This window comes from Aliidiomarina halalkaliphila (genome assembly GCF_007096385.1).
Classification (GTDB): Bacteria; Pseudomonadota; Gammaproteobacteria; order Enterobacterales; family Alteromonadaceae; genus Aliidiomarina; species Aliidiomarina halalkaliphila.
On sequence record NZ_VJWL01000001.1, the window covers coordinates 751,773 to 763,433 of the forward strand.

Annotated in this window: 11 protein-coding genes and 1 tRNA gene; 4 read left to right on the forward strand and 8 right to left on the reverse strand. The window is 48.2% G+C overall.

All coding sequences use genetic code 11. The annotated features are described in order from the left end of the window. Nucleotides 1-94 precede the first annotated feature (94 nt). The gene (locus FM042_RS03495; protein WP_143234359.1) at nt 95-1,384 is read left to right on the forward strand and encodes a sensor domain-containing diguanylate cyclase; all 1,290 of its coding nucleotides are present in this window, start codon (nt 95-97) and stop codon (nt 1,382-1,384) included. A gap of 199 nt (nt 1,385-1,583) precedes the next feature. Here FM042_RS03495 and FM042_RS03500 read toward each other — a convergent pair whose 3' ends face one another. Both FM042_RS03500 and FM042_RS03505 read right to left on the reverse strand, forming a co-directional pair. Continuing rightward, on the reverse strand, nt 1,584-2,243 hold the full coding sequence (locus FM042_RS03500) for an NADPH-dependent FMN reductase (RefSeq protein WP_143234361.1): 660 nt from the start codon (nt 2,241-2,243) through the stop codon (nt 1,584-1,586). Between the two features lie 172 nt (nt 2,244-2,415). Continuing rightward, on the reverse strand, nt 2,416-2,841 hold the full coding sequence (locus FM042_RS03505) for a VOC family protein (protein WP_143234363.1): 426 nt from the start codon (nt 2,839-2,841) through the stop codon (nt 2,416-2,418). A 100-nt stretch (nt 2,842-2,941) separates the two neighbouring features. On the opposite strand from FM042_RS03505, the gene soxR reads away from it, so the two are divergent. Beyond that, entirely contained in the window at nt 2,942-3,421 is a 480-nt protein-coding gene (gene soxR, locus FM042_RS03510) for a redox-sensitive transcriptional activator SoxR (protein ID WP_143234366.1), read from the forward strand. 5 nt (nt 3,422-3,426) lie between these two features. On the opposite strand, the gene FM042_RS03515 is transcribed toward soxR, so the two are convergent. From FM042_RS03515 to FM042_RS03525, 3 genes are all read right to left on the reverse strand, one after another. Next, nucleotides 3,427-3,503: transfer RNA gene (locus FM042_RS03515), tRNA-Val, on the reverse strand. Nucleotides 3,504-3,639: 136 nt separating this feature from the next. Next, the gene (gene fghA, locus FM042_RS03520) at nt 3,640-4,479 is read right to left on the reverse strand and encodes an S-formylglutathione hydrolase (protein ID WP_143234368.1); all 840 of its coding nucleotides are present in this window, start codon (nt 4,477-4,479) and stop codon (nt 3,640-3,642) included. Between the two features lie 18 nt (nt 4,480-4,497). Next, a complete protein-coding gene (locus FM042_RS03525) occupies nt 4,498-5,616 on the reverse strand; it encodes an S-(hydroxymethyl)glutathione dehydrogenase/class III alcohol dehydrogenase (RefSeq protein ID WP_143234370.1) in 1,119 nt (372 codons plus the stop codon). Between the two features lie 277 nt (nt 5,617-5,893). Here FM042_RS03525 and FM042_RS03530 point away from each other — a divergent pair, with 277 nt between their 5' ends. Together FM042_RS03530 and FM042_RS03535 are read left to right on the forward strand one after the other, a co-directional pair. Continuing rightward, nucleotides 5,894-6,775: a LysR substrate-binding domain-containing protein gene (locus FM042_RS03530; RefSeq protein WP_143234372.1), complete on the forward strand. Its 882-nt coding sequence runs from the start codon at nt 5,894-5,896 to the stop codon at nt 6,773-6,775. A gap of 212 nt (nt 6,776-6,987) precedes the next feature. Then, a complete protein-coding gene (locus FM042_RS03535; RefSeq protein WP_185960684.1) occupies nt 6,988-8,631 on the forward strand; it encodes a serine hydrolase domain-containing protein in 1,644 nt (547 codons plus the stop codon). A 95-nt stretch (nt 8,632-8,726) separates the two neighbouring features. Here the strand turns inward: FM042_RS03535 and trxC are convergent, their stop codons facing one another. From trxC to FM042_RS03550, 3 genes are read right to left on the reverse strand one after another with little or no spacing between them, the layout of a single operon-like run. Continuing rightward, nucleotides 8,727-9,170, reverse strand: a complete 444-nt coding sequence (gene trxC / locus FM042_RS03540; RefSeq protein WP_143234376.1) for a thioredoxin TrxC — start codon at nt 9,168-9,170, stop codon at nt 8,727-8,729. A 57-nt stretch (nt 9,171-9,227) separates the two neighbouring features. Continuing rightward, entirely contained in the window at nt 9,228-9,992 is a 765-nt protein-coding gene (locus FM042_RS03545) for a class I SAM-dependent methyltransferase (protein WP_143234378.1), read from the reverse strand. A gap of 56 nt (nt 9,993-10,048) precedes the next feature. Further along, nucleotides 10,049-11,599 carry an AbgT family transporter gene (locus tag FM042_RS03550; protein ID WP_143234380.1) on the reverse strand — a complete coding sequence of 517 codons (1,551 nt, stop codon included), beginning with the start codon at nt 11,597-11,599 and terminating at the stop codon, nt 10,049-10,051. Nucleotides 11,600-11,661 lie beyond the last annotated feature (62 nt).

The following is an 11,661-nucleotide window of genomic DNA, read 5'->3' on the forward strand; positions in this document are numbered from 1 at the left end:
CGCGGAAAAAGGCTAATTTTTACATTTGATTTTTCTAATTAAATAGTTCATGAATACAAGTGTAATTACAGTCTACTAAAGCGAGTCGTCGTCCATGGATGAAGTCTTAAGCAAGCTAACACGTTTAGAAGACATCATAACCAGTGCCGGTGTAGGTACGTGGGAGTGGAATGTTCAAACGGGTGAAATGCGCGTGAATGAAGCTTGGACAATGATGCTTGGTTATCGTATTGACGAGTTCGAGCCTTTGACTATCGACACCTGGCAGCAACACGTACACCCCGATGATTTGAAGAAATCAAACACCATATTTGAGCAGCACATCAATGGCGCGAGCGAACGCTTTCAGGCGGATTTACGCGTGCGCCATAAAAATGGTCACTGGGTCTATGTGCGCAGCACAGGACGCCTCTGTTCACGCACAGAGGAGGGCTTACCCGAGTGGATCATGGGAACACACTTTGATATTACCGACCAAAAACTGATAAAACATCGCGTTATCACCCAACAAATTACGTTAGAGCGCGCACAAGAAATTGGCCACTTGGGGTATTGGACGGCGAAGCCTAATATCGAAGATCTATATTGGTCAAATAAAATCTATGCCATTCTCGGCCTTGATCACGATCAGTTTACTCCCTCAGTAGAGTTGTTTGTAAGCATGGTTCATCCCGACGATCTGGATTACTTTGAAGAAAATATGAAACTGCTCGCTGCTGGCGAACGTTTCGATTTTGAGCACCGCATTATTCGCCCTAGCGGTGAAATAGTCTGGGTTCATGAACGCGCATTTCAGACTGAAATTAACGACTCCACAATGCTTATTGGCACCATGCAAAACATCACCGAAGCGAAAGAAACCCAAGCAAAATTGTTGCAACTCAGTCGCGTGGATGATTTAACTAAGCTATATAACCGGCGTTATCTATTGGAACAATTGGAACAGGCTCATTTCGAAGTAAAACAAAATAAGACTACTGCCGTTTTAGCCATGCTCGATATCGACCATTTTAAGTCCATGAACGACACCTACGGCCATGATGTGGGTGATGAAGTACTGCGCCAATTCGCGCGCTATTTGAAAGCATCCGTGCGCTCAAGCGATATTGTCGCCCGTTCCGGCGGCGAAGAGTTTGTGATCCTAATGTTCGACACATCCCTCGATAACGCACAACGCCACATGGAGCAATTACTTGCGGGATTACGAGAGAACCCCTTCGTTGTGCAAGACACTCCACTTCGCGTTTCCGCAACCATTGGCCTCACTCACGTGCTCCCCACTGATTCAGAAAACAGTGATGTTTTAATCCGGGCTGATCGTGCAATGTACCACGGTAAGAAAAATGGCCGCGATCAAGTGGTCGTCGCAAAGGGTAGCAAGTAAGATAACTCAACCACTCGCCTGTAATCTCCAGTTTACCCACTGGTTTAGCTACTCAACTCCGTCCTTAGTCAGGTACTTTTACCGAAACCCCATGCGTCCGAGCTTTCAATCATTACGACCGTCACCAACCGCAGGCAAAACACTTCGAAAACGCTAGCCTTGTTGGCACAGTTCGACAGGGATATTCATAAATATCACCTCAGGGCGCATTCCGCTCCGCCGGGGTTCGCTTAAATGCCTTCACCAACGAGTGAGGATCCACTTTTGCTCGCTGTTCTCTGGTGGCTTGAGCCCACCAAATGAGTTGATTAAAGGTGCGTCCGAAATAATCAAACCACGACGTTTGATCCACGCCTTCAAGCGCAACACCATCCTCGTCGAATACCTCTTGTGCTTTGGGCACATGAATCATGGCCGATACGGGCAAACAACCCAGCTCCGACAAAAACGTGCGCATGCCAATAGCGGCACGCATGCCACCCCACTGACCAGCCGAGTAAGTTACTATCGCGCTCGGCTTGTAGGAAAACAGAGAGCTTCCAAAATGGTTTAGCAAATTTGCTAAAGCAGGACTCATCGAGTGATTGTACTCAGGGCTAATCATAATATAGCCGTCGGCTTGCTCAATTTTATCGGCAAGCGTGCTCAGCTCTTTTAGTGCGCTACTTTTGGGATATGCGAAATGAGGCTTAAATACCGTATCGGTGGGATAATCAAGCACATCTATAAGTTCAACTTCGTGGTCATTGAATCTGTCACTCAAACAAAACATACAAGCCTTCGCCACACGAGCCCCTAAACGCGCAGGTTTTGGGGGGGTGCTATCGCGGGCGGTGCCTAAAAACACTAAAAACTTCATCGTTAAATCCTTAATTTGTTCGTCTCTCAATCTTAACTAGAAACCTAGGTCGTTTAGCTCACTCGGTAAGTGATCATTGGGCTTCCGGAGTGCGCAAAACCATCGTAAGTTTTTTCTAAAAATGCGAGCTCATGCCCCAGTTCTTCCAAGTTTTCCCAGACTATAGAACTGATCATTTGCTCTGTGTACTTAAATTACGCTCGGCCGGAATGTCACTGAGATACTCAACGAACTCAACTTCAAAGCCTGCTGGATCGACAAAATATACATTCTTTCTAAAGGGATCTGCGGCGCCCGTGCTCGACACGGTAAATCCAGCATGATTTAAACGAGTAATAACGTCTGCAATACTATTTGTTACATAAGCAAAATGCGCCAACCCGACACTGTGGCCTTCCAAATCCCGGTTTTCACCTTCTCCGTTGTCGTTTAGCGCTAAATATTGGTAATCATCGCCGAAGTGTAACCACTTGCGAGGCTTCCCATTCCAAAATCCAGTTCCCTCTTCGCGAATACGCCAGTGAGGAAAAGCGGCGCGATAAAACTTTAACATGGCATCCATATCAGCCACGACCAAATTGACATGTTCTAAGTGCATAAAGCCTCCTTGAATTAATGGAGGAGATAGGTTAAAACCTCAACAAAGCTTGAGGTAAAGTGTTTTTTTAAAAAAACATTAAAAAACTTGGGGTAAATCAATGGAAGAAGCAAAGTTAAGCGTTGGTATTGTGGCAAAGCGATGCGGAATTAAGGTGAGCACCTTACACTTTTATGAACAGCAAGGACTTATTCAAAGTTGCCGTAATTCGGGTAATCAGCGCAGATACAAGCCAGAAGTGATGAGGCGAATTTCGGTAATTAAAGCGGCCCAAAAAGTGGGCGTTAGCCTAGAAGAAATTAAACAAGCTTTCTCATCACTACCAAATAAGCGAACACCAACTGTGCAAGACTGGCAAGAACTGTCAAAAAATTGGCAACGTATGCTGGAGGGCCGCATAGCATATCTGCAGTCGCTTCGTGACAACCTTACTGGGTGCATAGGTTGTGGCTGTCTGAGTATGGCCAAGTGCCCCCTATATAACCCCAACGATGAGCTTTCGAAGTCAGGCACAGGAGCGGTGATACTAGATAACGCGGAACAAAAAGCCCGCACTGCATTCACAGGCGGGCTTTTCTGAATTCGTGGTGCGTCCGAGTAGACTCGAACTACCGACCCCCACCATGTCAAGGTGGTGCTCTAACCAACTGAGCTACGGACGCACATCTTATTTTTGCTCGCTTCCGCGAACGGGCGCTATATTAGTAATTCCCCTGCTTGGGCGCAAGTGTTTTTTCCTCCTCGCCCGGCCTTCTCCGACAAAAAACAACGCAACTGCCGAGTTTTTGCACGATGCCTCTAGCGCAAGTTCGACGCATGAAAACGCAGGTGGTCTTCAATAAAGGTCGCGATAAAATAATAGCTATGGTCGTAGCCTGGCTGCATACGGATCTGTGCGCCCGCTCCTGAGGCTTTATTCGCCTCCCGAAAGAACTCAGTGCACAGTTGCTCTTTGAGAAACTGATCGGCATCGCCTTGATCCACCAAAATTGGTGGAATGGCTTGGCCAGCAAGCTCTTCTAGCAAATAAGTAGCATCGTAGCTACGCCATTGCTGCTCATCGCTTCCCAAGTAGCCGCTCAGGGCTTTCTTGCCCCAGGGCACTTGTGTAGGGTGCACAATCGGCGAGAACGCCGATATAGACGCGTAACGCTCGCTATTGCGTAAACCAATCACTAAAGCCCCATGACCACCCATGGAGTGCCCGGAAATTGCGCGGTCTTCACTAAGTGGCAAGTGCGCTTCCACCAGCTCCGGAAGCTCTTTCACGATGTAATCATACATCTGATAATGCCTGCGCCATGGTTCTTGTGTGGCGTTCACATAAAAACCGGCACCTTTGCCAAAGTCATAGGCACCCTCGGGATCATCCGGTACATCATCACCCCGTGGGCTGGTGTCAGGAATAATCAATGCAAGCCCTAGCTCAGCAGCGGCGCGTTGCGCCCCTGCTTTGCTCGAAAAGTTTTCGTCGGTGCAGGTGAGGCCCGATAGCCAATACACAGCAGGCACCTTGCCCTGCTCCGCCTGTGGCGGCAGAAATACGGAAAACTGCATGGTGCAGTTCAGCACCTGAGATGCATGTTCATAACGCAGTTGGCGTCCGCCAAATACTTTCTTGTCGTCTTTGAGTTCCATGCCGATGGCATCCCTCTGTTAAAAGTGAATCACGCTACGAATCGATTTACCTTCATGCATTAAATCAAAGGCCTCGTTAATCTTCTCTAACGGCATAGTGTGGGTAATAAAGGTATCTAGTTCAAATTCGCCGTTAAGATAACGCTGGACATAATCCGGTAGCTGGGTCCGCCCCTTTACACCACCGAATGCGCTGCCGCGCCATACCCGACCCGTCACAAGTTGGAATGGCCGCGTGCTAATCTCTTCCCCGGCACCGGCCACACCGATAATTACTGATTCACCCCAACCTTTATGGGCACACTCAAGCGCAGCGCGCATCACTTTCACATTGCCAATGCACTCAAATGAATAATCGACACCGCCATCAGTCATGTCGACGATCACTTCTTGGATGGGCTTATCGAACTTACTTGGATTCACCACATCGGTGGCACCGAGGCGCTTCGCAATATCGAATTTATCTTCGTTAATATCAATGGCAATAATTCGCGATGCTTTAGCCATCACCGCGCCAATAATTACGGAGAGGCCAATACCGCCCAGGCCAAATACCGCAACAGTGTCTCCAGGCTGAACATTGGCAGTGTTCTTTACCGCGCCCATCCCGGTGGTAACACCACAGCCGAGCAAGCAAACTTTCTCGAGAGGTGCCTCTTTGGATATTTTCGCTAAGGCAATTTCGGGAACCACTGTATGTTCCGCAAAGGTTGAGGTGCCCATGTAATGGAAAATGGGTTTGCCGTTAATCGAGAATCGGCTGGTGCCGTCAGGCATAAGGCCTTTCCCCTGTGTTGCGCGAATTGCTTGGCATAAATTGGTTTTTCCAGAGGTACAAAACTTACACGTGCCGCATTCTGGGGTATACAAAGGAATCACATGATCGCCCACATCAACAGTAGTGACTCCTTCCCCCACGGCTTCCACAATGCCAGCGCCTTCATGACCTAAAATTGCGGGGAAAATGCCCTCTGGATCCGCGCCCGACAGCGTATAAGCATCCGTATGGCAAACGCCGCTCGCCACAATACGCACTAATACTTCGCCTTTTTGCGGCGGCTGTAGGTCGACTTCTTCGATGGTGAGCGGCTTGCCTGCTTCCCAGGCAACAGCGGCGCGTGTTTTGATAGTTTCCATGGAGCGTCCTCGTTGTGTTCGTGTGTTGTGTTGGGAGAATCTGGTTCGCTCTTTGCTTAATACGGTGCAGTAAGTTTTCTGACTGCATTTTTAAACTCATTAAACAAAGCTTAGTTCATTGTAATTATTTCTTTTGTTTTATTAATCAGACAAAATAAAATTCAGTTTTTCATATATGGAATAATAGATGAGTTTTTATAGAAAACGGACCCGTGAGCGACACCGCGTTTTTGCTCCAATTCCGTGGTAAATACTCTCTCACAAAGGATCACACACAATGAAGCAATGGCAGGGTATCTCCGAATTTGTGGCCGTCGCCGAGCACGGAAGCTTTACCGAGGCAGCCCAGCATCTGCATATTTCTATTGCACAAGTCTCTCGAAATATTGCTGAACTTGAATCCCGTTTGGGGCTCAAGCTGCTGTATCGCAGTACCCGGAAGGTCAGCCTTACCGAAGAAGGGAAACTCTACCTGGCCCATTGTCGGCATTTAGTAGAAAGCCTAGATCAAGCCAATCAAGCCCTTTCTTCCCTCAAACAAACCCCACGCGGCCTGCTCAAGATTACGGCTCCGGTGTATTTTGGTGAAAACAAACTCGCCCCTTATCTAACCCAATTTTTAAGTCGTTATCCTGAAGTCGAATTGGATTTGCATTTAACCAACGCCAAACTTGATCTCATTCAAGGGGGTTATGATATTGCGATACGCTTAGGCACCTTGGAAAGTTCATCGCTGATTGCGCGCCGTTTGGGCTCGCGCAACCAGCATGTGGTGGCATCACCGGCTTATTTACAAGCCCATGGAACACCCGAAAACATCGCCGATTTACAAACACATCAATGTTTACAAGGAAGTTTGGAGCACTGGCGGTTGCAGTGCCCGGAACGAGGACTGGTACAGTTTCGCCCTCAAGGTCGTATTCATTGCAATAGCGGGCCCTTTTTGTTGCAGGCGGCGCTGAGCGGTATGGGGTTAGTGCAACTACCAGACTATTACGTGGATGACGCCCTATCTACGGGCAAATTAATTGCCGTGCTGCCCAATTACCAGCTCCCTAACGAAGGAATATGGGCAGTATATCCAGAAAACCGTCATCTCTCGGCTAAAGTTCGCCATTTAGTGGATTTTTTAAAAGTACAACTTTCCGGATCGGATTAAATTCATGACTAAAACATACGATTTTTCGCTAATTTATTTAGGTTTTAAATCGAATATAAATTGATTAATCTATATTTTTCAAAGACTTGAAACATGGCACGCTAATTGCTTGCTTCTCATTGCTATTTTATTAACCAACAGAGAAGAGTAAAGCAATGAAGTTGATGAAACACTGGTACAGCGCTGTAGGACTGTTAGGAATAAGTATCCTTATGCTTAAACTAACTTCAGTCGCCCATGCTGCCGCCCTAGAAACTCAAACACAGCCCAGCCAAGCACCGCAAAAAGATGCATTAATCCGTATTATGGAGCAGAGTATCCCTGAATCCATACCCGGAGCGATTGTATTTGCCGTACATCATGGCGAAGTAGTGCTCGAAGCGGCCCAAGGGTATGCAAACCTTGAACTGCAAGTACCCATGCAAACCAACTTTAGTTTCCAAATTGGTTCGGTTGCGAAACAGTTTACAGCCGTTGCTGTGTTGCAATTGGTAGAACAAGGTAAACTTTCACTCAGCACGCCAGCGGCAGAATTTTTACCCGAGACGTGCAGCCTGCCCGATACCATTACCGTTGAGCATTTGCTCACACACAGTTCTGGAATTCCAAATTACCTGGGCCTTGCAGCTTGGCGTGAGCAAGCACGATTACCTGCGAGCCTAAACGATGTTCATAAGCTCTACTGCAACCTTTCTCCGCATTTCCCCGCAGGGGCCGCTTGGGATTACAGTAACTCAGGATATTTCCTTCTTGCGGATATCGTTGCGCAGGTGAGCGGTCAATCCTTTCACCAGTATCTACAAGAGCACTTACTAAACCAAGCCGGCGTTACTGAAATTTGGCCCCATGAAAGCCATGTAATTTATCCAGGCTTCGTGAACGGTTATATCGAGCACGGCGCAGGGCATCGTCCTTCTGACTTCTATGACCCATCACAAGTTCTGGGGGCGGGTTCACTGATCGGCACCATGCGTGGCTTATATCAGTGGCATGAGAGCGTACTCAACAATGAGCTCTTGCAACCGGATACGCTCGCCAAAGCATGGACTCCTTTTGTGACGGTTTCAGGGCGCCCCACCGACTACGGTTACGGCTGGGAAATGAAACAAATTCAGGGTTTTGACACCGTTGAGCATGGTGGTTACTTCCCGGGATACTTCACCTCGGTGATAAGTATTCCTGATGAAAGCCTATTCGTTGCGGCCTTCGTTAACGCTCGGGGTTATGATCCAATCGATCTCACCACCCGTTTGGCCGCAGCCATTCTTGGTCAGCCCTACCCTGAACCAGACTATGTTGCAGTATCCGATGAACTCGTATCGAAGTGGCAAGGCACATGGCGTGATACTGATAACGTAGAGCGTCGTATTGGATTGCGCAATGGCGAGTTTTATATTCAGCGTGGTCAGGGCTCGGCATTTCAGTTACTTCCCGATGCCCAAGGCAAACTGCATTACACCGATAGCGTGAGTTATTTAGCCTTAGAAACGAACGCGAACGGCACCACCGAAATGGTGTTATATAACCGTGCCGGTATGCAAAGCCGCTCAGAGCGCGTGAACAACGATGCATTCCATTACCAACACGTAGCGCTCTCTGCCACGCAGAAAATTGCATTAACCGGTTACTATCAAATTGCCCCTGAATTTGGCTTTCGCTTGTTCATTGATCAAGGGGATTTGTACTTGCAGGGAACCGGTCAGAACGCAGGGCGTCTCATGGTATTGGGGCCGCTGCATTTGATTAGCGAAGACTTAATTGCCGAGTTTAAATTCACGACAGATGACAACGGCGCAATCGACACTATGGTGATCTATCAAGGGAGTCAGCGAATTCCCGCCACTAAAGTGAATTAAATTCATGTATTAAGACGTCGCAGATGAATCTAATTCACATAAACAAAAACCGCTTTACAAGGGCGGTTTTTCATTTTGAAGCCCACGATTCTTTGTTAGGCATGCTCAATCTGTGCTAACACCTCATCGAGCCATTGATGGAGTTTCTGGGGTGGCATGGAACCGGAGGTGCGCGCCACTTCTTGGTCGCGGTAAAACACGATAGTGGTGGGAATACTGCGCACATTGTAGCGCTGGCCCAGGGTGGTTTCAGTTTGCGTGTTAATTTTCGCGAATCGGGCTTTTTCAGCAAACGGAGCGGCGACTTTCTCGAAAATCGGCGAAAATTGCTTACAGGGACCACACCAAGGGGCCCAAAAGTCGACAACAACAGGGAAGTCAGCGCTCATGTGGCGCTGATAATTGTTGAGGTTCAAATCCATCGGCACCCCAGTGATCAACGGCTGATCACAGCGTCCACAATGGGGGTGTTGATCAATGCGCTCCGAGGGCACACGGTTTTTCGTATCACAATGGGGACAGGTAATAATCATCGACATCTCACGGAATCAACTTCAGTTACCTTGAAGATGAGGCCACCCCCGCCTGATTTCAAGTTAAACCGGCTCAGCGGCAATCACATAATCGAAGCCATAAGGAATTCCCTTATGTTTATCGATTAACGCATACCCTACTTTCTCCAGATGTTCGATTTGTTTAAGTAGCCCTACCCGCAAAGTTTCATCTTGCACGAGATGCAATCGGTCACGGCACATACGGAGTTGACTGCGCACAAAGCGTTCCCCGTAGCGAATGGGGAACCGACGCCCTTCTAAGGGCTTAAAGCCAGCGCGTTTCAGTGCGCGCGCCATCCAATCACTGGGGTACTCCCGATACGGGCGATGCCCCACCAACAGCAACATGGCATCCCGGAAGCGCCCCACATCACCGATATAGCGACCACATTCGTCTTTCTCTACGACAGGCACATAAGGCTCCACTGCCGTGATATACATGCGCCCTTTCACATGGGGCCGCAAACGCTCGAAGGCGAGATCTTGCCAATATGGAGCAAAACCATCGATAGCCCCGATAAAGTAATCCACTAACACGGTATCGAAGGTTTCCCCAGCCAGCATCTTGGGATCGATCCAGTTGCCAACCACAATGCGATCATTCTCACGCATGGGTTTGGGATAGGCTTTGCGCGAGCTTTCTGCCATAGGCGCAGATGCCGTTACCGCCGTCCAGCGCTCGGTATCTAGTGTGCTTAGCCACTGTAAACTCTTTACACCGGTACCCGCATCGAGAAAGCTACCCCAGGGCCGATCGCCCTGGAGGTGTTCGATATACTGAAATAGCCCAGAAACTTTTATGCTCATTCTTTATTACTCTATAAACTTCCGCACTGTTATAAAGTAACAAAAACAAGCCTGAATTAGAATCCTAGCGGGATACCTAGTGTGAAAAATCCGACTAACAACAGGATCCACACCACCATAAAGGCCATTGAGTACGGCAGCATCATGGCAATCATGTCACCGAAACTTAAATCTTTATTGTACTTGCGCATAAAGGCCAAAATAATACCCGCATAGCTCATCATGGGAGTGATGATATTGGTCGCCGAATCGGCCACACGGAAAGCCGCTGCGACAAGATCTGGCGTCATCGCAGGGTTTACCATATACAGCATCGGAATGAATATCGGCCCGAGCAGCATCCATTTCGAGGTTAATCCACCCACGAATAAATTAATTATGCCAGTAACAAACACGAACCCAATGAGCAGAAGAACAGGGAAACTCTGCAATCCCATGCCCGTGAGTAGGTTGGCTCCTAAAAAGGTAATATAAGCCCCTAAACCACTGTAATTGAGCACGCCGAGGAAGTTATAACAGAAGAAAGTGAGCACCAGAATGTAGCCCATGGTGTCCATTTGCTTCACCATGGCTTTCACCACATCCAACATGGAGCGAAATTTACCACTGGCAACGCCAAAAGCCACACCCACAGCTGTGAATACAAAGGTAATCAACAAGATAATATTGTTGAGGAATGGCGTTACTTCGTTACCCAATTCGTTCTCATAAGGCGCTAATGGCCCCATTCTTAATCCCCACACTGCGAGAAGCGACAGCACCAACGCAACCCCAGACCAACGCAACCCTTTTTGCTCCGCTTTAGTCACGTCGAAATCGGAAATTTGCAGATCGTCAGGTACGGTGAATTTCTTTTGCTCTAAGCGTGGCCCAACAAACTTCAGCGTTACCCACGCACCCACGGCGGCCAGTACGAAGGTCGATACAAAGATAAAGTAATAGTGCATGGTGGCAGGCGTCAGGGCTTCACCGGCGGCGTTTACAAAAGGAATCCCTTGGGCTTCGGCAAACACTTGCGCGTTCACGCCGATAATTACATCAATTGGCGTAGCAGGAATTAAGTTGGCACTAAAACCGGCAGACACACCGGCAAACGCAGCCGCCATTCCAATCAGTGGATTCTTACCAATTCCGGCGTAGAGCAATCCGGCCAATGGAATCAGAATCAAGTAACCGGCGTCGGTGGCAATCGACGACATAATCCCCAAAAAGACCAGTAACAGAGGCAACCAACGCACCGGAATACCGCGGCTCACTTTCTTTAATACCGCAGCAAACAACCCAGAGTTTTCCGCCACACCAACACCGAGCATCACAATTAAAATAACCCCGAGCACGCCACCGCCAAAGCCAAGCCAATTGGCTAACAGGGCGTTATCGAACAGCCATACCACATGCTCACTGGCGAGCATATTGCGGATTTCATGTTGTACCGGTTCACCGCCAGCCCCATAGGTTTCAAAGGTCAAACCGCCAATGACCGCAGTTAGCACCAAAGTACCAAATAGAAACCAAATAAAGAGAATAACGGGATCGGGAATACGGCGCCCGACACGCTCAACAAAAGCAATAAAGCCTTTTTGTGATTCAGAGGAAGGAGTCGACACAGCAAAGTCCTTTTGTGATTTTTATTGTGGTTTGCTGCATCCTAAAACATGAGGGAGACGTT